Source organism: Ramlibacter sp., from assembly GCF_050250995.1.
Lineage (GTDB): Bacteria > Pseudomonadota > Gammaproteobacteria > Burkholderiales > Burkholderiaceae_C > Ramlibacter.
On sequence record NZ_JBFWNP010000036.1, the window covers coordinates 1 to 23175 of the forward strand.

Sequence of the window (23175 nt, forward strand, 5' to 3'; positions counted from 1 at the left end):
CGTCGAAGTCAACGGCACGCTGTGCCGCATGCGCGGCACCGACCACCAGCCGCCGCGCTGCGCGGCGCTGACCGGCAGGATCGGCGTGCGCGCCTCCTGCGGCATTTATGAATGGCGGCCGGGCCCGTGCCGCGAGCTCGAGCCCGGCAGCGACGCCTGCGAACTCGCCCGCGCGCGCCATGGCCTGCCGCCCTTCCCGGGCGATCCCGCAATGCCGTAAGCTGCGGCGGATGACGCCTTCTCCGGCATCGGCACCGACATGACCGCGACGCTCGCGCAATGCCGCGATCGCGATGCAAGCGATCCGCTGCGAATGCTTCGCGAGCTGTTCGCGGTGCCGCCCGGCGTGATCTATCTCGATGGCAATTCGCTCGGCGTCATGCCGAAGAGCGCGCCGGCGCGCGTCGCGCAGGCCGTGTCCGAGGAATGGGGCACGGGCCTGATCCGCTCGTGGAACACCGCCGGCTGGTTCGAGATGCCGCGGCGGCTGGGCGACAAGCTCGCCACGCTCGTCGGCGCGGGTCCGGGCGAAGTCGTGTGTACCGACGGCACCTCCATCAACCTGTTCAAGGTGCTGAGCGCGGCGCTGTCGATGGCCGCTTCGAATGCATCGCCGCGGCGCACCGTCGTCAGCGAGCGCAGCAACTTCCCGACCGATCTCTACATCGCCGAGTCGCTGTGCCGCGAACGCGGCGGCCGCCTCGTCCTCGTCGACGACCCTTCCGGCATCGCGGGCACATTGAACGAAGAGACCGCCGTGCTCCTGCTCACGCACGTCAACTACCGCACCGGCGCGATGCACGACATGCATGCCCTCACGCGCGCCGCCCACGACGCGGGCGCGCTCGTCGTCTGGGACCTCGCGCACAGCGCAGGCGCGGTCGAAGTCGACCTCCCCGGCGCGGATGCGGACTTCGCGGTCGGCTGCGGCTACAAATATCTCAATGGCGGGCCGGGCGCACCCGCGTTCGTGTGGGTGCATCCGCGGCATGTCGCCCGGTTCGTGCAGCCGCTCTCCGGCTGGTTCGGCCACGAGGCGCCGTTCGCATTCGATCCGGCGTATCGCCCCGCGGCCGGCATCTCGCGCTATTTGTGCGGCACGCAGCCCGTGCTCGCCATGACGGCGCTCGAATGCGGGCTCGACACGCTGCTGGCCGCGCAAGCCGCAGGCGGCATGCGCGCGCTGCGCGCGAAGTCGCTCGCGCTCACCGATCTCTTCATCGAACTCGTCGAGACCCGGTGCGGCGCTCAGGGACTCACCCTCGTGACACCGCGCGAGCATGCACGGCGCGGCTCGCAGGTGTGCCTCGCGCGTTCGGACGGCGCGTACGCCATCGTGCAGGCGCTCATCGCGCGTGGCGTCATCGGCGACTTTCGCGCGCCGGACATCCTGCGCTTCGGCTTCGCGCCGCTCTATCTCGGATTTGAAGACGTGTGGAACGCGGTGGAGCATCTGCGCGAGGTCCTCGCCACCGCCGAATGGAAGCGCCCCGAATTCGATCGCCGGCAGGCCGTGACGTGAACGACGCGAACAAGCCCGAGTACATCGTCCGCGACGAAAAGGCGCAGCTCGATTTCAGCGGCGACATGAGCTATGGCGACTACCTGCAGCTCGATGCGATCCTGGCCGCGCAGAAGCCGCTCTCGCCCGACCACAACGAGATGCTCTTCATCGTGCAGCACCAGACGAGCGAGCTGTGGATGAAGCTGATGCTGCACGAGCTGCGCGCGGCCATCGCGCACGTCGCGCGCGACGAACTCGCGCCGGCCTTCAAGATGCTCGCGCGCGTGTCGCGCATCTTCGAACAGCTGGTGCATGCCTGGGACGTGCTGGCGACGATGACGCCCACCGAGTACAGCGCGATCCGGCCCTACCTCGCGAATTCGAGCGGCTTCCAGAGCTGGCAGTACCGCTGCGTCGAGTTCCTGCTGGGCAACAAGAACGCCGCGATGCTCAAGCCGCACGAGCATCGCGACGATCGCCTCGCGGTCGTGCGGCAGGCGTACGAGTCGCCCTCGCTCTACGACGAAGCGCTGCGCCTGCTGGCGCGCCGGGGTTACGCGCTGCCTGCCGAGTGCATCGAGCGCGACTGGACACAGGCTCACGTCGCCAGCGACGCGGTGGAGCAGGCCTGGCTCTCCATCTACCGTGAGCCCGGAGCGCACTGGGACCTGTATCAGCTCGCGGAGGAACTCATCGACCTGGAGGATGCGTTCCGCCTCTGGCGCTTTCGCCACGTGACGACGGTCGAACGCATCATCGGCTTCAAGCGCGGCACGGGCGGCACCGGCGGCGTGAGCTACCTGCGCAAGATGCTCGACGTGGTGCTGTTTCCGGAGATCTGGAAGTTGCGGACGGACCTGTAGCCGCGCGGTTCACGGCCTCAGGCCGACCCCTTCGACGTCGACGCCGCGACCGACCCACTCCTCCTGCTGCAAGCGCTCGACCCACGCCGGGTCTTCGGTGGTCGCCAGCGCGCGCTCGCCCTGCGGCGTGTCGACGAGCACGACGCCGCGCGGCGCCACGCCGCGGCCGTGGACGACGGTGAATCCGGCGACGGTCGCCGGGCCCGTGTACGCGTCGCGGACGTCGAGGACCGTCGAACGGCGCGCGACTTCGTCGCTCAGGTCGAGCTGGACGAAACCCGCCGCCGGCGCTTCGCGGCTCCAGATGCCGAAGCCCTGCTTGGTCAGGATTCCGGACACGCAGGACACGAGCGCATGGGGGCCCCGGCCTTCGCGCAGCAATCGAGCCGCGCGCGCCGTGCTCTGGAACTGGTAGTTGTTGAACGGTCCGCCCGCGAAGGCCATGCCGCCGGTGATCGTCAGTTCGCGATCGAGCGGCAGGCCGAGCGCCTGTGCATACGACTCCACCGCGATCGGGAAGCAGCTGTACAGGTCGACCACGTCGAGGTCTTCGGGGCGCAGCCCCGCGGCGTCGAGGGCGGCGCGTCCGGCGACCGCGGCGCCGACACATTCGTGCAGGCACGCCCGCGTCGAGACGGCCGCCATGTGATTCGATTCCGTGCTCGCCACGGGATAGATCCACTTCGCGCGCGGAATGCCCAGCGCTTCCGCGCGCTCGGCGGAGCAGAAGAGCAGCGCTGCGGCCTGATCCACGTTCCATGTCGAGCAGTGAAGGCGGGTGTACGGGAACGCCTGCATCGGATTGCGCGGGCCGGCCTCGCGGATGTCGGCGGGCGTGAGCGCGCGGCGGGACCACGCGTCCGGGTTCGCGGCTGCCACGCGAGCGAAGCCTGCGTACAGATTCGCAAGCCGGTCGCGATGCTCCTCGACGCTCCAGCCGTGCGCATGACGGAACGCGCTTTCCAGGATGGCGTACAGGCCGACCGGCATCGCCAGGCCGGCGCGCTTCTCGACGGGGTGGCGTAGATCTTCCTCGGGTTCCCAGTACTCGTCGGGCGCGCCCGGCTCGGCGCGCTCGGTCGCCCTCTCGCCGGCGATCTGCGCGCGCAGGATGCGGTAGCCCGCGTCGGAGCCGGCCACGAGGGTGGTGTGCGCCTCGCCGCGCGCGATGCGCCCGCAGGCCTCGGCCAGGAGCGTCTGCTGCGACACGCCCACGCTCGCCAGCACGGACGTGGCGCCGCCGGCGCCGACCGCTCGCGCGATCGCGCCCGCGGGATCGGTGTACTTCCACCGGCCACGCGGTACCGCGATCCACTGCGCACCCGCCAGAGCCGCCGCGCCGCCAGCGTCGCCGCCGGCGGCACGCACCGCGTGCAGCATCAGGTCCAGCGGCTCGAGCGCGAGGCGCCAGTCGTCCTCGCGCTGGTGGGCCACGCCGATGCCGACGAGGACAGGAGTCCGGGCAGCGGATTTCATGCGCGGTTTCGAAGTCGGGGCGGCAGATGTGTCATCGGTATCGATTCTGCCCGCAAGCCGGTGCGCGGGACCCGGGCATCAATCGGCATACAGCCACGGCACATCGAGCAGCCGCTCGCCGAACAGGCGCAGCGAAAGGTTGCGGCCGAATCGCACGAACCCGCCCGCATGAAAGATGCCCGCGTTGCGCTGCGAGCGCGCCTGCACGCGCGCGCATCGTGCCCAGCGGCTCTGCGCATAGCGCCGCAGCGCGCCTTGCACGTCGCCATCGAGCAGTTCCGCCGACAGCTCGCGCTGCAACGCGCGTGCATCCTCCAGCGCCATGCCCGCGCCCTGCGCGAGATACGGCAGCATCGGATGCGCCGCATCGCCGAGCAATGCGATGCGGCCGCGCGCCATGCCCGCGGGCGACTTCAGGGGCCGCCGCGCATGCAGCGCCCACAGCCGCCACTGCGGGATCGCTTCGACGATGCCGCGCACGGCGGATGAAGCGGGGCCCATGGCGCGCAACAAGTCGTCCTGCGCGCCCGGATGCTCCCAGCTCGCCGCATCGCCGGGCGCCTGGCCGTCGACCGCGCAGAAGACGTTCAGCCACTCGCCCGCACGCACGGGATACGCCACCAGGTGCAGACGCGGCCCCAGCCACGCGCACACGTCGTTCGTGCGCGCCGGCTCGGGCAGCGATGCCTGCAGCGCCAGGCCGCGATAGGCCACGTGCCCGGTGAACCGCGGCTCGGCCGGCCCCACGACGTGCCGGCGCACCCGGCTCCACAGGCCGTCCGCGCCGATCAGCGCGTCACCCTCCGCCGAGAAGCCGCCCTCCAGGTCGACGTGAACCTGCCCTTCCCAGTTGTCGGCGGAAAGCACCTGTGCGCCCGGATGCAGGCGCGCACCGGCCGCTTGCGCGGCATCGAGCAGCGCGGCATGCAGGTCGGCGCGATGCGCGGTCAGGTAGGGCGCGCCATAGCGGCGTTCGAAATCGTCCAGGCGCATCGAGGCGAGTTCGCGTCCGCTCAAGGCATCGTGGATGCGCAGGGAACGCGGCCGCGCCACCTGCTGCGCGAAATCGCCCTGCAGCAGGTCCCACTCGCGAAGGATGCGCGCGGCGTTGGGGCCGATCTGCAGGCCCGCGCCGACTTCGCCGAACGCCGTGGCCTGCTCGAACACCGACGACTCCCAGCCCGCGCGCGCAGCGGCGAGCGCGGCGGCGAGCCCGCCGATGCCGCCGCCCGCGATCAGCAGTTGCTGGTTCATCGATGGAACATTGTCGCTCGGCGGTCGCTGGGAAGCCCGGGATTGCCGGGGCTCCCGAATCCTCGTTCAGTCCGCGAGCAACTGCCGCAGCACGTACGGAAGAATGCCGCCGTGCAGGTAGTAGTCCACCTCGATCGGCGTGTCGATGCGCAGCGTCACGGTGACTTCCTGCTTCGTCCCGTCCGCCCGCGTCACGATCAGCCTGGCGTCGCTTTGCGGCCTGAGTTGCGGATCGGGCACCACGTCGACGAGTTCCCTCCCGTCCAGCCGCAGCGACTGCCAGGTGTCGCTGCCCTGGAACTGCAGCGGCAGCACGCCCATGCCCACGAGGTTGCTGCGGTGGATGCGCTCGAAGCTGCGCGCGATCACGGCCTTGATGCCCAGCAGCTGGGTGCCCTTGGCCGCCCAGTCGCGCGAGGAACCCGTGCCGTATTCCTCGCCCGCGAAGATGACGGTGTTGCGCCCTTCGGCCACGTACTTCATCGCCGCGTCGTAGATCGACATCTTCTCGGCCGCGCCCTGCGCATCGCGATACAGCGTCACGCCGCCCTCCTCGCGCGCGCCGTCGTCGCGCGCGGGAATCATCAGGTTCTTGATGCGCACGTTCGCGAAGGTGCCGCGCATCATCACCTCGTGGTTGCCGCGCCGCGAACCGTAGCTGTTGAAGTCGGGCTTCTGCACGCCATGCGACAGCAGGTACTTGCCGGCGGGCGACGTGTCCTTGATCGAGCCGGCCGGCGAAATGTGGTCGGTGGTGATCGAGTCGCCGAAGAGCGCGATGACGCGGGCATCGCGCACCGTGACCGACTCGGCATCGCGCGCCGCGGGTTCGGCAAGCTCAAAGGTTTCGAAGAACGGAGGCTGCGCGATGTACGTGCTCGCGGGCCACGTGTAGGTCTGCCCGCTCACGCCATTGACGTCCTGCCACAGCGCGCCGGGCTCCGACTTCACCTTGCCGTAGTTCCTGCGGTACATCGACCCGGACAGCGCGTGCTTCATCAGCGCATGGATCTCCTCGCTCGTGGGCCAGATGTCGCCCAGCCACACGTCCTTGCCGTCCGAACCCTGGCCGACGGGCTGCGTCATCAGGTCGGTGAGCACCGTGCCCGCGATGGCGTAGGCGACCACGAGCGGCGGGCTCGCCAGGAAGTTCGCCTTGATGTTCGGGTGGATGCGCGCCTCGAAGTTGCGGTTGCCCGAGAGCACCGCCGCGCACACGAGGTCGCTCTGCGCGATGGCCTCGTTGATCTCCGGCGCCAGGTCGCCCGAGTTGCCGATGCAGGTCGTGCAGCCATAGCCCACGACCGAGAAGCCGAGCTGCTCGAGGTAGGGCAGCAGGCCCGTCTTCTCGAAATACTCGGTGACGATGCGCGAGCCGGGGGCGAGCGACGTCTTGATGTGCGGCTTGACGCGCAGCCCCTTCTTCACCGCCTTCTTCGCGAGCAGGCCGGCGGCGAGGAGCACGCCGGGGTTGGAGGTGTTGGTGCAGCTCGTGATGGCCGCGATGAGGATGTCGCCGTTGCCGATGGTGATGTCCTGCACCGACGTGCGCGGCGGCTCCGCGACCGCATGCGCGGCGGGCAGCGTGGGCTTGTTCGCCTCCATCTCCGCCTCGAAGCGCGGCGCGGCCAGCGGCGTCGGCGGGTTGTCCGGGCTGGGCTGGCTCATCTCCTCGCCCAGCTTGAGCAGGTGCCGCGTCTGCAGCGTCTCGGCCGGCCGGCCGAAGCCGTTCTCGACCACCGGCTTCGCGTACAGATCGCGGAAGTTCGCGGCCACGTTGCCGAGCTCGATGCGGTCCTGCGGGCGCTTCGGCCCCGACAGGCTCGGCGTCACAGTGCCGAGGTCGAGCTTCAGCGTGGAGGAGTAGTCGATCTCGCCGGGCATCGGCACGCCGAACATGCCCTGCGCGCGGAAATAGCCCTCGAGGAAGTCGATCTCCTCGGCGGTGCGGCCCGTGCCCTTGAAGTACTCGACGGTCTTCTCGTCGACCGGGAAGAAGCCCATGGTCGCGCCATACTCCGGCGCCATGTTGCCGATGGTCGCGCGGTCGGGCACCGAGAGGCTGCGCGTGCCCTCGCCGAAGAACTCGACGAACTTGCCCACGACCTTGTGCTTGCGCAGCATCTCGGTGACGGTGAGCACGAGGTCGGTGGCGGTCACGCCTTCGCGCAGGCGGCCGGAGAGCTCGAAGCCCACGACGTCGGGCGTGAGGAAGTACACGGGCTGGCCCAGCATCGCGGCCTCGCCCTCGATGCCGCCCACGCCCCACGCGACCACGCCCACCCCGTTGATCATCGTGGTGTGGCTGTCGGTGCCGACGAGCGAGTCGAAGTAGCGCACCCCCTTCGCATCTTCATGGACGCCGCGGGCCAGGTACTCCAGGTTGACCTGATGCACGATGCCGAAGCCCGGGGGCACCACGCCGAAAGTGCTGAACGCCTGCATGCCCCACTTCATGAACTGGTAGCGCTCGCGGTTGCGCTGGAACTCGAGCCGCATGTTGAGGTCGAGCGAATCCTTCGTGCCGTAGTGGTCGACCATCACGGAGTGGTCGACCACCAGGTCCACCGGCACCAGCGGCTCGATGCGGCCCGGGTCGCGGCCGAGCTTCTGGGCGGCGCTGCGCATGGCGGCCAGGTCGGCCAGCAGCGGCACGCCGGTGAAGTCCTGCAGGATCACGCGGGCCACGACGAACGGGATCTCGGTGGTGCGGTCGGCGTTGGGGAACCAGTTCGCAAGCTGCTTGACGTGCTCCTCGGTCACCTTCTTGCCGTCGCAGTTGCGCAGCACGGACTCGAGGACGATGCGCAGCGACATCGGCAGCCGTGCGACCTTGGGATACTGGTCGGCCAGCGCGGGCAGCGAGTAGAACTTCCCTTTGCCGCCCTGGCGGGTGGCGAACGGCTTGAGCGTGTGGGCGAAGGCGTGGGTCATGGCAACGATTTTGCCGCCATTCGCCGACCGGAGGATGTCATTGCCGCGAAGGCGGGAATCCAGGGCGCCCCGGCTTCCGGCCTACGCGGAAACGACGCGCATCACTCGACCGGCAGGTAGCGCACCGCCAGCACGCCCTCGATGCGCCCGAGCTTCCTCAGCAAATCGTCAGGCACCGCGCTGTCCACGTCCACCAGCGTGTACGCCATGTCGCCGCGCGACTTGTTGACCATGTTGTGGATGTTCAGCCCGGCCTGCGCCATGGTGGTCGAGATCTGGCCGACCATGTTGGGCACGTTGGCGTTCGCGATGGCGACGCGCCACTTCGACTCGCGCTCCATGCTCACGTTCGGGAAGTTGACCGCGTTCGCCACGTTGCCGTGTTCCAGATAGTCGCGCAGCTGCTCGGCGACCATCACGGCGCAGTTCTCTTCCGCCTCGCGCGTGGATGCGCCCAGGTGCGGCAGCGCGACCACGCGCGGCTGGCGCAGCAGCGCGGCCGCGGGAAAGTCGCACACGTACCAGCCGAGCTGGCGGGCCGCCAGCGCCTGCACCACGGCGGCATCGTCCACCACGCCGTCGCGCGAGAAATTGAGCAGCACGGCCTCGGGCTTGAGCAGGCCGACGTTGTCGGCATTCACCAGATTGCGCGTGGCCTCGACCAGCGGCACGTGGATCGTCACGAACTGCGAATTCTTCAGCACGTCGGCCACGCTCGTGGCGCGCCGGACCTGCGATGGCAGGCTCCACGCGGCGTCGACCGTGATCTCGGGGTCGTAGCCCAGCACGTTCATGCCGAGCTTGATGGCGGCATCGGCCACCAGGCAGCCGATCTTGCCGAGGCCGATGACGCCCAGGGTCTGGCCGGCGAGCTCGAAGCCGGCGAAGGCCTTCTTGCCCTCTTCCACCGTCTTGTCGATGTCGCCGGACGGGTCGAGCTCCTGCACGTAGCGCTGCGCCGGCGCGAGGTTGCGCGCGGCGATCAGCATGCCGGCGAGCACGAGTTCCTTCACCGCGTTCGCATTCGCGCCGGGTGCGTTGAACACCGGCACGCCGCGCGCACTGAGCGCCTTCACGGGAATGTTGTTCGTGCCCGCGCCGGCGCGGCCGATCGCGCGCACCGACTGCGGAATGTCCATCTTGTGCATGTCGGCGGAGCGCACCAGCACCGCGTCGGGCTCGGCGATGTCCTTGCTGGTCACGTAGCGGCCCTCGGGCAGCCGCTCGAGGCCGCGCGGCGCGATCGCGTTGAGGACCAGGACCTGCAACGGTTTCATACGACCCCCACGCTTGGCACTTCGTGTCCTGCGCTGCCCCCCGAGGGGGCTCTGACGCCTTGGGGCGGCCCGGCGGCGTCAACCATGCTCGGCCTCGAACTCTTTCATGTACTGCACGAGCGCCTGCACGCCCTCGATCGACATCGCGTTGTAGATCGACGCGCGCATGCCGCCCACGGAACGATGGCCCTTCAGCTGGATCATGCCGCGTGCCTGCGCGCCCATGAGGAAGGTCTCGTCGAGGGCATCGTCCTTCAGCTTGAACGGCACGTTCATGAGCGAGCGGTCCTGCGGCGCGACGGGGTTGCGGAAGTACTTGCTGGCGTCGAGGTAGTCGTACAGCACCTTCGCCTTGGCGCGGTTGTGCGCCTCCATCGCCTTCATGCCGCCCATCGCCTTGACGTGCTTGAACACGAGCCCGGCGATGTAGATCGCGTAGGTGGGCGGCGTGTTGTACATCGAGTCGGCTTCGGCCTGCATCTTGTAGTTGAAGGCGGTGGGCGTGATGGGCAGCGCGTGGCCGAGCAGGTCGTCGCGCACGATCACGATGGTCAGTCCCGACGGACCCATGTTCTTCTGCGCGCCCGCGTAGATCAGGCCGTACTTCGACACGTCGATGGACCGCGACAGGATGTCCGAGGACATGTCGGCCACCAGCGGCACGTCGCCCGTCTCCGGCGTCCAGTGGAACTGCACGCCGCCGATGGTTTCGTTCGAGCAGATGTGGACGTAGGCGGCCTTCGCGTCGAGCTTCCACTCGGCGAACTTCGGGATGGCCGTGAACTTGCCGGCCTCGCCGTTGGCCGCGACCGCGATCTCGCCGTAGGTCTTGGCTTCCTTCATCGACTTCTTCGACCAGTCGCCCGTGACCACGTAGTCGGCGCGGCCGGTGCGGCCGATCAGGTTCATGGGCACGATGGCGTTCTCGCCGATGGCGCCGCCCTGCATGAAGAGCACCTTGTAGTTCGCGGGGATGTCGAGCAGCTCGCGCAGCGTGGCTTCGGCCTCGGCGTGGATCGAGATGAATTCCTTGCCGCGGTGGCTCATCTCCATGACCGACATGCCGGTGCCGTGCCAGTCGACCATCTCGTCGGCGGCCTGCCGCAGGACGGCCTCGGGAAGCGTCGCGGGGCCGGGGCTGAAATTGAAAACACGCGTCATGGGGAAGGTTCTCTCTCTTTCGAAGTCGGCGGCGCAAGCCTGTAGCGCCAAAGTTTGGCAGCATACAAGAATGCAGAGACCCCCACCGTTCGGCGAACACCTCCGGCACTGGCGCCAGCGCCGGCGCATGAGCCAGCTCGACCTCGCGAACCACGCGGACATTTCCACGCGCCACCTGAGCTTCGTGGAGACCGGCCGCGCGTCGCCCAGCCGCGAAATGGTGCTGCGCCTCGCCGAGCGCCTGGACGTGCCGCTGCGCGAGCGCAACGCCCTGCTCGTCGCGGCCGGCTTCGCGCCGATGTATCGCGAGCGGCCGCTCGACGATCCGGCGCTCGCGCCCGCGCGTCAGGCCGTACTCGCCATCCTGAAGAGCCACGAACCGAACCCTGCGCTCGCCGTCGACAGGCACTGGAACCTGGTCGCGGCCAACGCGATGGTTCCGCACCTGCTCGAAGGCGCGGACGCGGCCTTGCTCGCGCCGCCCGTCAACGTGCTGAAACTGAGCCTGCATACGCGCGGCCTCGCGCCGCGCATCGTGAACCTGGGGCAATGGCGCCACCACGTGCTGGAGCGGCTGCGCCAGCAGGTGAATGCGACGGGCGACCCGGTGCTGGAGGCGCTGCTGGCCGAACTGCGCGACTATCCGCAGCCGCCCGGCGCCGACGACACGCACCTCGAAGGCGAAGTGCTGGGGGTCGTCATGCCCCTGCAGTTCCGCGCGCGCGACGGCGGCGTCCACAGCTTCATCAGCACCACCACCGTCTTCGGCAGCGCGGTCGACATCACGCTGCAGGAGCTGGCGCTGGAGACCTTCTTCCCGATGGACGAAGCGACGGCGAGCGCGTTGCGAGCGCTCGCCGCAGCCGCAGCCTCTCAGGCCGCCTCGGGCTGACGCGGCTCGGGCGGCTCGTCCGGCAGGCCCTTGATCTGCGCCTCGAACGCGCGCAGGCGCTTGTAGACGGAGATGAGTTCCACCACCGTCGTCCAGCTCAGCACGAGGTACTGGAACGCCCCTTCGACCCGGCCGAACGCGCGCACGACCTGCTGCATCACGCCGAGCGTCATGCCGCCGGCCACGAGCGTCGGGCCCATCGCGATGTACGGGATCATCACGGAGAGCTGCAGGTACGCGTACTTCGCGACGTCGAAATAGAGGTAGTGGAAGAAGAGCCGGAAGTAGTTGAAGCGCACGTTGGCGAAGAGGCGCCGCGTCTCCTCGGGCTGCGCGCGCGAGGGATCGTCCTCGCCGTAGACCAGCTCCTTGCGGTACGCGGCTTCGACGCGCTGGTTCTGGAACTGCAGCCCCGGCAGCTTGACGCCCACGATCGCCAGCAGCACCGTGCCCGACATTGCCGAAGCGATCGCGACCCACACCAGGGAGTGCGGCACGTCGCCGAAGTACGGCAGCTTGGTGATCTGCGCGGAAAGCCCCCACAGGATCGGCAGGAAGGCGACGAGCGTCAGCACGCTGCGGATGAATTCGACGCCCAGGCTCTCCATGATGGTCGCGAAGCGCATCGTGTCTTCCTGCACGCGCTGCGCCGCGCCCTCGATGCGGCGCAGCTTCGGCCAGTGCTCCATGTACCAGTCGTTCATCGCCTGGCGCCACCGGAAGACGTAGTGCTTGGTGAAGAAGTCGATCAGCACCGACACCATGATGTAGATCATGGCGATCTTGGTGAAGGTCGCGAGCTGCGCCCAGTACTCCGGCATCGTGATACTGCCGGGCTTCGACAGCGCGTTCTGCACGAGGTCGTAGAAGCTGCCGAACCACTCGTTGATCTGCACGTCGAGTTCCACGCGGTACCAGGTGGAGGCGAGGATCAGCAGTCCGCCGAGGACGGACCAGACGAACCAGCGGCGCGACAGGAAGAAGGAACGGAACATGGAGGCCCCAGCAGTTGCTCTTGCCGCCGATTGTGGCGGCTTGTCGCGGCGGATGAGCCGGCCGGCTTGTCTTTGGCCCTCAGCCCAACCGCGCCGAGATGTCCTCCGCCGCCCGCTTCAGCAGCGCCGGCACCTCGCCATCGATATCCGGCGCCAGGCGCGTCGCCTGCGAGGCGACCGACAGCGCCATGACCATCCGGCCTTCGCCGTCGCGCAGGGGCGCGCTGAATGCATTGACCGCCACGCCGTGGATCGGTGACGGCTCGGTGTTGGCCGAACGGGCGATGCCGCGGCCCCGCGCCTGCTCGACTTCGCCTTCGAACACGGCACGCTGCAGCGATTCGCTCTCCAGCGAGGAGTGCGACAGCCGGAAGTCCTCGTCGACGAAGCTGCGCGTGATCTCCGGCGGCAGGAAGGCCGCGAACGCGCGGCCCGTCGCCGAGCGCGTGACGCTCACGACCAGCCCCGTGCGCAGGTAGGCGCTGACCGGCTGCGCGCCCGGCTCGAAGCGCACGCACGTCGGGCCATGGTTGCCCCACACGGCGAGGCAGAGCGTGTGGTCGCCGACGGCCCGGCTGATGGCGGGCATGGCGTCCGTGGCGATCCGCACGGCTTCGGTCGACGGCGGCGGCGCCTGCCCGACGCCCAGCGCCATCGGCCCCAGGTCGTGGGCGTACGGCACCATGTAGCGACCCTGACCGAACGCGAGCGGGCGGCGCCCGCCGCGGGTGATGCGCTCGACGCGCCCCAGGTAGACGACGTGGTCGCCGCCGGGATACGTCGCCACCTTCACGCACTCGATGTGCGCGGCGGCGCCCTGCAGGACCGGCGCCCCGCTCAGCCCGTCCGAGTGGGGGATGCCAACGAACTTGTCGTCTCTCGACTTCGCGAAGTGGTTCGACAACTGCACCTGGTCGTCGGCAAGGATGTTGACGGCGAAGTGATCGGTGTCGCGGAACGCGGGATGGCTGCTCGACGAGACCGACTGGCTCCACAGCACGAGCGGCGGGTCGAGCGACACCGAGCTGAACGAGTTGGCCGTGACACCGTACGCCTTGCCGTCGGCGGCGCGCGTGGTCACGACCGTGACGCCCGTGACGAACGTGCCGAGCACGTCGCGCAGCTCGCGCTGGTCGAAGGGTGGGGGTTTCAAGATCGTCTCCTTGCCATGGCGGGATGCTTTCCCTTTTCGAGCTGCGCCCAGAATGCCGATGCCGCCACGGACAGGCTCAGCCCCTTGCGGCGCGTCATGATCACGGGCCGCACGGCCTTCGTGGACTGGACGGGAACGGCGACCAGCCCTTCGCGGTGGCACAGCCGCACCGCGTGTTCGGGCACGATGCTGATGCCGAATCCGGCGGCGACCAGCCCGGCCACGGAGCCGAAGTTGGCGACCTCCATGCCGCTGTCGGCGACCTGCGCGCTCGCGAGCAGCGGCATCATCTGCTGGCGGACGGTGCCGGTGCGCACCATGTGCACGAAGGTGCGGTGGCGCAGGTCGGTGAGCTTGACCCCCTTCCGCTGCGCCAGCGCATCGCCCTCCGCGCAGATGACGTAGTAGCGCTCCTGGAACAGCAGCACGTTGTCGAACTCGGCCTCGCGCCCACGCTGCGCGCTGATGCCGAAGTCGGCTTCGCCGCGCAGCACCATCTCCATGCAGCGGTCGGTGGTGCCGTCGTGCATGCGCAGGTCGATGTCGGGATAGGACGCGCGGAACTCCGCCAGCCGGCGAGGCAGCCAGTCGGCCGCGAGCGAGGGCGTGACGGCCACGGCGACCCGTCCGCGGCGATGGCTCGCCCGGTCCATCAACTCCGACAGCGACGACCGGATCTCCGCCGCGATGCGATGCGCGCCGACCGAGAACACCTCGCCTTCGGGCGTGAGCGAAACGTTGCGCGTGTCGCGGTCGAACAGACGCGCGCCCACCTGGTCCTCGAGCCTCGCGATCATCTGGCTGAAGGTGGAGGGCGACACGTGGCAGCGCTTGGCGGCGAGCGCGAAGCGGCGCGTCTCCTCCAGCGCGAGGAAGGCATCGATGGCGCGGCCAGTGAGGTTGTGGTTCACGGAGTTCTTGACCCCCGGGCACGGCGGCCGGAACGGATTGTGTGGCAAATCCGAACGATTGTCCGAATAATCCCAGTTTACACAAACAGCGCCGCACGCGATAGTCCGGCGCATGAACCGATACGACGACACGTCGCCCGCGCCGGGACCGCTGCATGGCGTGCGCGTGCTCGACCTCACCAACATGCTGTCGGGACCGTACTGCACGCGGCTGCTGGCGGACCTGGGCGCGGAGGTCGTCAAGGTGGAGCCGCCGCACGGCGACCACAACCGCGGCCGCCGGCCGGTGCGCGACGGCAGCAGCAGCTTCTTCGGCCAGCTCAACTGCGGCAAGCAAAGCGTCGTGCTCGACCTCAAGCGCCCCGGCGACCTCGCCGCCGCACTCGCCATCGCGGCGCAGAGCGACGTGGTGGTCGAGAACTGGCGACCGGGCGTCGCCGACCGCCTGGGGCTCGGCTACGAAGCGCTGCGCAAGCTGCGCCCCGCGATCGTCTACTGCTCCATCTCCGGCTTCGGCCAGACCGGACCCGACTCGCGCCGGCCGGCGTACGCCCCCATCGTGCATGCGGCGAGCGGGTTCGACCTCGCGCAGATGGAATACAACGAAGGCGCGAAGCCGCAGAACACGGCGACGTACACGGCCGACGTGTTCGGCGGCATGTCGGCGTTCGGCGCGATCCAGTCGGCCCTGTTCCGCCGCGAGCGCACGGGCGAAGGCCAGTACATCGACGTGGCGCTGCTCGACGGCATGCTCAACCTCCTGGTGGCCGAGTGCCAGGAGTGGCAGGCGCCGACACCGGCGAAGAGCCGCGTGTATCCGCCGCTCGCCGCGAGCGACGGTTTCATCGTGATCGCGCCGACCAGCCAGAAGAACTTCGAGGCCCTGTGCGGCGTGATCGACAAGACGGAATGGCTGCGCGACGAGCGCTTCACGACGACCGTCACGCGCGAGCGGAACTGGGCCGAGCTCATGGCGCTGATCGAAGACTGGACGCGCCGGCACACCGCCGGGGAATGCGAACGGCGCCTCGCGGCCGCCGGCGTGCCGTGCACCCGCTACCTCAGCGTTCAGCAGGCGATGGAGAGCGAGCAGGTGCGCGCGCGCGGCGCGACCACCGAAGTGCGCGACGCCGCCGGGAGCTACCGCGTGCCGAATGCGCCCTTCCGGATGCCCGGCATCCATGCCGCGCCCCGGCCGCACGTGCCCGCGCTGGGTGAAGACACCGAGCGCGTGCTCGCGCGCTTTGCAGCCGCGCCAGCGGCGACCCGCGCCACGGCCTGAACGCAAGAACCGACTGAAAGGAATTCCCATGTTTCGCAGAACCCTGACGATCGGCGGCTGGATGGCGGCGGCCGCGACCCTCTTCGCCCTCGCCACGCCCGCCGTCGCGCAAGACTTCCCCGCGCGTCCGGTGAAGTTCGTCGTGTCCTGGTCGCCCGGCGGCGGCGCCGACTCGCTCGCCCGCCACCTCGCCAAGGGCCTCACCGAGCGCTGGAACCAGCCGGTGATCGTGGAGAACAAGCCCGGCGCGGACGCCACCATCGGCATCCAGTCGATGCTGCAGCAGCCCGCCGACGGCCACACCATCGGGCTCATCATCACCTCGCACGCGGTGCACTCCAGCCTGCGCAAGGCGATGCCCTACGACCTGCTGAAGGATTTCGTCGGCGTGACCAACGTCGTCGAGGCGCCGAACCTGCTCGTGGTGAATCCGAAGCTGAACGTCAAGAGCGTCGAGGAACTCATCGCGCTGGGCAAGACGCGCCCGCTGAACTTCGCCGCGCCCGGCCTCGGCGGCCCGGGCCACCTGGGCGGCGTGATGTTCAATACCGCGACGGGCCTGAACGCGCTGCACGTGCCCTACCCCGGCGGCGCGCCGGCGCTCACGAGCGTGTTGCGCGGCGATGCGGACTTCATGTTCACCACGCTGCTCTCCGGCCTGCCGCTCGCCAAGTCGGGCCAGGTGCGCGCCATCGCGATCACGAGCAAGACGCGCTCGGCGCTCTACCCCGAGCTGCCGACCATGGCCGAAGCCGGCCTGAAGAATTTCGAGCTCGTCACCTGGTACGCCATCGTGGCGAAGGGCGGCACGCCGAAGGCCGTCGTCGACAAGCTCGCGGCCGACATCAATGCGGTGGCGAAGGACCCGAAGCTGGCCGCGCAGTTCGAGAAAGACGGCGTACACGTCATCGCGAGCGGCGCCGACCGCTTCGGCCCCTACCTCTCCGCCGAGGTCCGCAAGTGGGCCGACGTGGTGAAGGCCGGAAACATCCAGCCGCAGTAATTCCCAATCCGCACTTCGAACAGCGCACAAGCCATGAGCCAGCCCACCCGCATCTTCGCCATCGGCGACGTCGCCGTGAACCGCGAGCAGCCCGACACCATCTTCGAGCTCGTCCACGAACAGATCCGCAAGGCCGACTTCGCCTTCGCGCAGATCGAGGCCATCTATGCGAAGTCCGGCGAGGTCAACGTGAGCGGCACGTCCTCGCCCTTGCGCGGCGACCCCGAGAACGTGAACGCGATCGGCCGCGCCGGCTTCAACCTCGCGTCCTTCGCCAGCAACCATTGCATGGACTACGGCATCAGCGCGTTCCGCGAGACCCTCCAGCATTTCCGCAACGTGCCCGGCATGCACGTCTTCGGCGCGGGCGAGAACCTCGCCGAAGCGCGCAAGCCGGTGATCGTGGAGCACAACGGCAACCGCATCGGCTTCCTCGCCTACTGCTCGATCCTGCCGATCCGCTACTGGGCCGACGTCGACCGCCCCGGCTGCGCGCCGGCGCGCGCACGCACGATCTACGAGACACTCGAACCCGACCAGCCCGGCACGCCGCCGCGCATCCTCACGTATCCGCACGACGAGGATCTCGCGAACATGCTGGCCGACATCCGCGCGCTGAAGGCGCAGGTCGACGTCGTCGTCGTCTCCCAGCATTGGGGCCTTCATTTCAAGGAAGGCGAACTCGCCACCTATGAGACCAAGTACGCGAAGCACTGCATCGATGCCGGCGCGGACGTGATCCTCGGCCACCACCAGCACATCCTGAAGCCGGTGGAGATCTACAAGGGCAAGCCGATCTTCTACGGCCTCGCCAACTTCGCGTTCGACATGTACTACCAGCCGGGCGAGCTGGACAAGCCCGAGCGGATCGAGCGTCGCCAGCGGCTGCATCCGGGCTGGACGCACGACCCTGCCTACCCGACGTTTCCGTTCCCGGTCGATTCGCGCAAGGGCATGGCCGTGTTCCTGGAAGTGACCGGCGGGGAGGTCAGCAAGGTGCGCTGGCAGCCGACGATGATCAACCAGAAGTCGCAGCCGCGCCTGCTGAAGGCCAGCGAGCCGGAGTTCGGCGAGGTGCTCGCGTACATGCGCAAGATCACCGCGGCGCAGAAGATCGGCACGCAGTTCGAGGTCGACGGCGACACCATCGTGTCGGTGGACGCCGCCGCCCCGCGCGCCGCCACCCGCCCCGCCACGAGCGAAGCGGTCGCGGCGTGAAAGCCTACGGCAATCCCGACAGCCTGGCGCTCGCGCCGCAGCACGTGCTGTTCGAGAAGCGGCCCGACGGCATCGCGCGCATCACCTTCAACCGGCCGGAGAAGCACAACGCGATGACCGTGCCGATGCGCGCGCGGCTCATGGCGCTGGTCCAGGCCTGCGAGCAGGACCCGGAGGTGCGCGTGGTCGTGATCGGCGGCAACGGCAAGTCCTTTTGCAGCGGCAACGAGATCAACGAGGACTGGGGCCAGCGCAAGCCCGGGCAGAAGCGCATGTCGCTCGCCATGGCCAACCGCTACGCCAGCGACCTCAACTACGGCCGCCAGGGTTTCAGCCAGGCGATCACCCGCTGCAGCAAGCCGACGGTGCTGCGCCTGCACGGCTACTGCGCGGCGGCGGCGTATTTCATGATCGGCACGCGCTGCGACCTGGTGGTCGTGAATCCGTCGTCGAAGATCGGCGCGCTCGAAGCGCGCTTCCTCGGCCCCGCGGGCGCCGTGTCCGCGACGCACATCAACCGCATCCTCGGCACCAAGGCCGCGCGCCGTTTCGGCTACACCGGCGCCGCCATGACCGGCGAGGACGCCGTTCGCATGGGCTTCGCGCACCGCTGCGTGCCCGAGGAGCGCATGGACGAGGAAGTGCAGGCCATCGCCGGCCGTCTCGCGAGCGAGCCGCCTGCGCTCCTGGGCTATCTCACCGCCCGCCTGCGCGCCGCCGAGTCGCTGTTCCAGACGAACGTGCGCGAGGTGAGCGGCCTGCTCTTCTCGCACTTCCTGCAGGCCGACCACGACGAGGCGCACTTCTGGACGAAGGTCAAGGAGTCCGGCGTGTCGGGCGCGCTGCAGGCCGACAAGGCGCGGCTCGCCGCCGCCACCGGCGAGGGGAAGCCCGCATGATCCGGATCGAGCACGACAGCGCGGTCGCCACGATCACGGTCGCCGACCTCGCGCCGCTGTCGAACGCCGACACCGCCTTCGCCCTGCAGTTGCGCGACGCCGTGCGCGACACGGCTGACGACGACGGCGTCAAGTCCATCGTGCTGCGTGCGCAAGGCGACGACTTCGCCCGCCCCGCGCTCGCCCGCGAGCTCGCCGCCGCGGCCACCGTGCGCGCAAGCCGTCGTGCGCAGTGGCACGCGGCGTACTGCGCGCCCTCGGGCCTGTACCAGAACCTGGCGTACTGCAAGAAGGTCGTCGTCACTGCCGTGCGCGGCCATTGCGGCGCGGTGGGCAGCCTGCTCGTGCTCTGCTCGGACCACACGGTCTGCTCGGACGACGCGGAGTTCGAGCCGCCCTTCGCGACGCTGCCGGAAAGCAACCTCGTGCTCGCGGCGCTGACGACGCGGCTCAATCGGGCGAAAGGTTGGATGCTCGGTTGCGACGCGTGGAGCGCCGATGCAGCCCTGCGCGCCGGACTGGTGAACCGCATCGTGCCCACCGGCGACGTCGATGCCTGCGCGCTCGAAGCGGCGCGGAGCGCGGCGCGCATGCCGCTCGACGGCATCGCCATGAGCAAGCTGCTCTTCGAGGCTTTCCTCGACACCCAGGGCGTCGGCCAGGACTTCGACATGGCCGGCTTCTACGCCGACTCGCTGAACGCCGCGCAGCAGGCTGCGGGCCAGACGGCGGGGGACCGCAAATGACACATCCCTCCATTCGCACGGAACGCGACGCCACCGCGCACATCGGGCGCATCGTCATCGCGCGCGGCGATGCGGACAACGCGGTCACGCTCGACATGGTCGCCGCCCTGCGCGACGCCTTCGTCGCCTTCGCCGCCGACGATGCAATCAAGGCGATCCTGATCGGCGCGGAAGGCACGAACCTCACGCGCGGCTTCGAGCCGTCGGAGGTCGAGCGCATGTACAAGGACGCGCCCGGCGGCTCGACGAAGAAGATTCCGAGCCAGCGCGCGCGCCTGCTCGCGCACGACGCGCTCTGGTGGGGGCCGGACGGCCTCTACACGCGCATCCTGCACTGCCCCAAGGTCACCGTGCTCGCCGCTCGCGGCCTGTGCCTCGAAGTCGGCCTGTACCTCGCGCTGTGCTCCGACCTCGTGCTGGCCGACCGCACGGCGCGCTTCGGCAATCCGCGCTGGCGGCACGTCGGCGTGGACGGCGACGTCTCGATGCTCGTCGCGGCCGTCGGCCTGAAGCGCGCCAAGGAACTGCTGCTCTTCGACGCGCAGTGGAATGCGAACGAAGCGCTCGACTACGGCCTCGTGGACGAAGTCGTCGCACCGGAAGCGCTCGATGCCGCCGCGGTGAATCTCGCGACCTTCTGCACGCAGGTCATGCGCGACGGCATCGCCGCGGAGAAGCACGTGGTGTTCGCCTCGCTGGCCAAGATGCAGATCTCCACCGGATTCGCCACCGCGACGGCCGTCGCCGCGTGGGCCAGCAACCTCCACTTCCGCGATGGCGAATTCAACTTCCTGCGCGAGATGCGCGACCACGGCGTGGAGCGCGCGCTGGAAGCCGCCGAACGCCATTTCGCGCCCGCGACGCACTGACCGAGCCATGACGAAGCAAGCATCCCCCCACCTCGCCGGCATCAAGGTGCTGGACCTCGGCTCCGCGCTGGCCGCGCCTTTTTCCGCCATGCTGCTGGGCGAGCTCGGCGCCGACGTCGTGAAGGTCGAGAAGCCCGGCCGCGGCGACCTCATCCGCTTCACCGACGACTATGTCGGCCAGGGCGAGAGCGGCTATTTCCTCGGCATCAACCGCGGCAAGGACGGCATCACCGCGGACATCCGCAAGCCGGAAGGCCAGCGCATCGTCCGCGCGCTCGCGGCTGAATGCGACGTGCTGGTCGAGAACTTCCGCTCGCACCGCATGGCCGAATGGGGCCTGGGCTACGAGCAGCTGCGCGAGGTGAACCCGCGCCTCGTGTACTGCTCGGTCTCGGCCTTTGGCGAGGCGAAGGGCATGGAGGAGGACGGCGGCAACGACATCATCGGCCAGGCATATTCGGGCCTGCTCGACGTGACGGGCGAGCCCGACGGCGGGCCGTCGAAGACGGGCACGCCGGTGGTCGACGCGTCGGCCGCGATGCTCTGCACCATCGGCATCCTGGCCGCGCTGCGCCGCCGCGATTCGACTGGGCACGGCGAGCACGTGCAGGTCTCGCTGCTCGAGGCCGCCTACGCGCTCATGCCCAACTACGTCGTGAGCGTGCTCAACGGCGAGCCCAACTACAAGCGGCAGGGCAGCGGCCATCCGCAACTCGTGCCCTACCAGGCCTTCGAGACGGCCGACGGCAAGCACGTCGTCGTCGGCGCGTTCCACCGCGCGTCGTGGCGGCAGCTGTGCGCCGCGATCGGCCGCGAGGAACTCGCCGCCGATCCGCGCTTCACCGAGAACTGGGACCGCGTGAAGAACCGCGAGGCGCTCGTCGCCATCCTCGCGCCCCTCTTCCGCGAAAAGACGCGCGACGACTGGCTGGCGCGCTTTGCGAAGCACGAGGTGATCTCGGCGCCGGTGCTGAGCATCAAGGAGTCGATGGACTTCTTCGACGAGCGCATCGAGGGCCTGTTCATCGAGACCGAACACAGCAAGCTCGGCAAGCTGCGCGAAGTGCGCGCGCCGATCCGCTTCAGCGGCGGCGAAGCGAACGTACGCCGCGCCGCGCCCGCGCTGGGCGAGCACACGGTCGCGCGCCTGCTGAAGGCGGGCTTCACGCAGGAAGAGATCTCGGGCTGGCGCGACGCGCGGCTCGTCTGACAGCGACGGAGCGACCCATGATCCACATCCCCAACTCCACCTTCACGCGGCCCGAGATGTTCGAGCCGGACGTGATGTCGCACGACGCGCGCTGGTATCCGCTGCCGCATCGCGGCAACGACCATCCGCTCGAAGGCTGGGTGCGGCCGCTGCTCTTCGACGTCACCAACGGCGGCTGGATCAGCCTCCTGCGCGCACGCGGCAAGGGCACGATCCAGCGCCATCGCCATGCGGCGGCGGTCACCGCATGGACCATGGACGGCTCCTGGGGCTACCGCGAGCACGACTGGCTGTCGAAGGCCGGCAGCTTCGTCTACGAGCCCGCCGGCCACATCCACACGCTCTTCATCGACCCCGAGGTCGGGCACATGACCGCGCTGTTCCACGTGTACGGGCCGGTCATCCATCTCGACCCCGAGGGCATGGTCACGAGCTACGACGACGTGTACCTGCGTCTGGACCGCTACATGCGGCATTGCAAGGACAACGGCGTCGGCGAGGACTACGTGAAATCGCTCGTCCGCTGAGCCGCGCCCACAACACTCCAGGAGACACTCCCATGCGCATCTTCCGTGCCCTCGCCGCCGCGGCCTGCATCGCCGCGCTCCTTGCTCCCCCTGCGGCGCTTGCGCAGGCGTTCCCCAGCAAGCCGATCAACTTCATCGTGCAGTACGCCGCGGGCTCCGGCGCGGACCAGCTCGCGCGCGTGATCGCCGACGCGACGAGCAAGGGCACGGGCGCGAACTTCGTGATCCGCAACACGCCCGGCGCGCTCGGCTCCATCGGCACGACGGCGCTCGTGCGCAGTCCGGCGGACGGCTACACGGTCGGCATCTGCAGCGCGTCGATCAACTCGATCGCCAACTCGGTGAGCAAGTCCCTGCCCTACGACACGGTGACCGACTTCACCTTCATCGAGCCGCTCGCCGCGTACACCTACGTCGTCACGGCCGCGCCCGGGCTGGGGTTCGATTCGCTCGATGCGCTCGTGCGGCAGGCCGCCGCCAAGCCGGATTCGCTGAGCTACGTGTATGCGAACGCGACCGCGCAGGTGCTCTCGGCGACGCTCGCCAAGCAGCTGGACATGCGCGTGCTGCCCGTGCCTTACAAGAGTTCGGCCGAAGGTCTGGCGGATGTCTCGCAAAGCCGGGTGTCCTACGGCGTCACCGACGTGGGCACGACGGTGCCGATGGTGAAGTCGGGGCGGGTGAAAGCGCTGGCCGTGATCTCCACGCAGCGCTCCATCAACCTGCCGGACGTGCCGGCGCTCACCGAGCTGGGCAGGGCGCCGATCCAGGTGGTGGCCTGGGCCGGGCTGTGCGGGCCGAAGAACATGGCGCCCGAGTCCGTCGCCTGGCTGCGCGCGCAGGTGCGCAAGGCGCGGGGTGAAGCGGAAACGCTGGAGAAATTCAAGCTCCTCGGCCTCGACCCGCTCGACCTCGGCGGCCAGACCTTCCCCGATTTCGTTTCGGGGCAGCTGCGCCTGTGGACGGCCGCCGCGCGCGACGCGGGCATCAAGGCGGAGTGA

The 23175-nt window shown here is 69.2% G+C and carries 21 protein-coding genes; 13 read left to right on the plus strand and 8 right to left on the minus strand.

Annotation, left to right across the window (positions count from 1 at the left end; translation table 11 throughout):
* From AB7E83_RS19770 to kynA, 3 genes are all read left to right on the plus strand, one after another.
* Positions 1-220: YkgJ family cysteine cluster protein (locus AB7E83_RS19770; RefSeq protein ID WP_428572509.1), on the plus strand; the 220-nt coding region annotated here is incomplete at its 5' end.
* Positions 221-259: 39 nt separating this feature from the next.
* Positions 260-1522, plus strand: coding sequence for a kynureninase (gene kynU / locus AB7E83_RS19775; protein ID WP_428572510.1), 1263 nt, complete (start codon positions 260-262; stop codon positions 1520-1522).
* The gene (kynA, locus tag AB7E83_RS19780; protein WP_428572511.1) at positions 1480-2367 is read left to right on the plus strand and encodes a tryptophan 2,3-dioxygenase; all 888 of its coding nucleotides are present in this window, start codon (positions 1480-1482) and stop codon (positions 2365-2367) included. The genes kynU and kynA overlap by 43 nt, the downstream gene beginning before the upstream one ends.
* 9 nt (positions 2368-2376) lie before the next feature.
* Here the strand turns inward: kynA and AB7E83_RS19785 are convergent, their stop codons facing one another.
* The 5 genes from AB7E83_RS19785 to serC form a co-directional block, all read right to left on the minus strand.
* Positions 2377-3843 carry a hypothetical protein gene (locus AB7E83_RS19785; RefSeq protein WP_428572512.1) on the minus strand — a complete coding sequence of 489 codons (1467 nt, stop codon included), beginning with the start codon at positions 3841-3843 and terminating at the stop codon, positions 2377-2379.
* Between the two features lie 78 nt (positions 3844-3921).
* The gene (locus AB7E83_RS19790; protein ID WP_428572513.1) at positions 3922-5097 is read right to left on the minus strand and encodes an FAD-dependent monooxygenase; all 1176 of its coding nucleotides are present in this window, start codon (positions 5095-5097) and stop codon (positions 3922-3924) included.
* 66 nt (positions 5098-5163) lie between these two features.
* Positions 5164-8031, minus strand: coding sequence for an aconitate hydratase (locus tag AB7E83_RS19795; protein ID WP_428572514.1), 2868 nt, complete (start codon positions 8029-8031; stop codon positions 5164-5166).
* 101 nt (positions 8032-8132) lie between these two features.
* On the minus strand, positions 8133-9308 hold the full coding sequence (locus AB7E83_RS19800) for a phosphoglycerate dehydrogenase (RefSeq protein ID WP_428572515.1): 1176 nt from the start codon (positions 9306-9308) through the stop codon (positions 8133-8135).
* Between the two features lie 78 nt (positions 9309-9386).
* Entirely contained in the window at positions 9387-10469 is a 1083-nt protein-coding gene (gene serC / locus AB7E83_RS19805; protein WP_428572516.1) for a 3-phosphoserine/phosphohydroxythreonine transaminase, read from the minus strand.
* Between the two features lie 70 nt (positions 10470-10539).
* Between serC and AB7E83_RS19810 the strand changes: the two genes are divergently transcribed.
* Positions 10540-11361: a helix-turn-helix domain-containing protein gene (locus AB7E83_RS19810; protein WP_428572517.1), complete on the plus strand. Its 822-nt coding sequence runs from the start codon at positions 10540-10542 to the stop codon at positions 11359-11361.
* On the opposite strand, the gene sbmA is transcribed toward AB7E83_RS19810, so the two are convergent.
* From sbmA to AB7E83_RS19825, 3 genes are all read right to left on the minus strand, one after another.
* Positions 11343-12356: a peptide antibiotic transporter SbmA gene (gene sbmA, locus AB7E83_RS19815; protein WP_428572518.1), complete on the minus strand. Its 1014-nt coding sequence runs from the start codon at positions 12354-12356 to the stop codon at positions 11343-11345. The two genes, AB7E83_RS19810 and sbmA, sit on opposite strands and share 19 nt — an antisense overlap.
* A gap of 79 nt (positions 12357-12435) precedes the next feature.
* Entirely contained in the window at positions 12436-13509 is a 1074-nt protein-coding gene (locus AB7E83_RS19820; protein ID WP_428572519.1) for a flavin reductase, read from the minus strand.
* Complete coding sequence (locus AB7E83_RS19825) at positions 13506-14420, minus strand: LysR family transcriptional regulator (RefSeq protein WP_428572520.1); 915 nt, start codon at positions 14418-14420, stop codon at positions 13506-13508. The genes AB7E83_RS19820 and AB7E83_RS19825 overlap by 4 nt, the downstream gene beginning before the upstream one ends.
* Positions 14421-14532: 112 nt before the next feature.
* Between AB7E83_RS19825 and AB7E83_RS19830 the strand changes: the two genes are divergently transcribed.
* Genes AB7E83_RS19830 through AB7E83_RS19870 form a run of 9 tightly spaced genes read left to right on the plus strand, consistent with a single transcriptional unit; the run spans position 14533 to position 23175 of the window.
* The gene (locus AB7E83_RS19830) at positions 14533-15702 is read left to right on the plus strand and encodes a CaiB/BaiF CoA transferase family protein (RefSeq protein WP_428572521.1); all 1170 of its coding nucleotides are present in this window, start codon (positions 14533-14535) and stop codon (positions 15700-15702) included.
* Positions 15703-15730: 28 nt separating this feature from the next.
* Positions 15731-16705, plus strand: coding sequence for a tripartite tricarboxylate transporter substrate-binding protein (locus AB7E83_RS19835; RefSeq protein WP_428572522.1), 975 nt, complete (start codon positions 15731-15733; stop codon positions 16703-16705).
* A 33-nt stretch (positions 16706-16738) separates the two neighbouring features.
* A complete protein-coding gene (locus AB7E83_RS19840; protein ID WP_428572523.1) occupies positions 16739-17923 on the plus strand; it encodes a CapA family protein in 1185 nt (394 codons plus the stop codon).
* Positions 17920-18822 carry an enoyl-CoA hydratase/isomerase family protein gene (locus AB7E83_RS19845; RefSeq protein ID WP_428572524.1) on the plus strand — a complete coding sequence of 301 codons (903 nt, stop codon included), beginning with the start codon at positions 17920-17922 and terminating at the stop codon, positions 18820-18822. Before AB7E83_RS19840 ends, AB7E83_RS19845 begins: the two co-directional genes overlap by 4 nt.
* A complete protein-coding gene (locus tag AB7E83_RS19850; protein WP_428572525.1) occupies positions 18819-19568 on the plus strand; it encodes an enoyl-CoA hydratase/isomerase family protein in 750 nt (249 codons plus the stop codon). Before AB7E83_RS19845 ends, AB7E83_RS19850 begins: the two co-directional genes overlap by 4 nt.
* A complete protein-coding gene (locus AB7E83_RS19855; protein WP_428572526.1) occupies positions 19565-20437 on the plus strand; it encodes an enoyl-CoA hydratase/isomerase family protein in 873 nt (290 codons plus the stop codon). Before AB7E83_RS19850 ends, AB7E83_RS19855 begins: the two co-directional genes overlap by 4 nt.
* A gap of 7 nt (positions 20438-20444) precedes the next feature.
* On the plus strand, positions 20445-21647 hold the full coding sequence (locus AB7E83_RS19860; RefSeq protein ID WP_428572527.1) for a CaiB/BaiF CoA transferase family protein: 1203 nt from the start codon (positions 20445-20447) through the stop codon (positions 21645-21647).
* A 17-nt stretch (positions 21648-21664) separates the two neighbouring features.
* Positions 21665-22174 (plus strand): 2,4'-dihydroxyacetophenone dioxygenase family protein, encoded by a 510-nt coding sequence (locus tag AB7E83_RS19865; protein WP_428572528.1) that lies wholly within the window; start codon positions 21665-21667, stop codon positions 22172-22174.
* 32 nt (positions 22175-22206) lie between these two features.
* On the plus strand, positions 22207-23175 hold the full coding sequence (locus AB7E83_RS19870) for a Bug family tripartite tricarboxylate transporter substrate binding protein (RefSeq protein WP_428572529.1): 969 nt from the start codon (positions 22207-22209) through the stop codon (positions 23173-23175).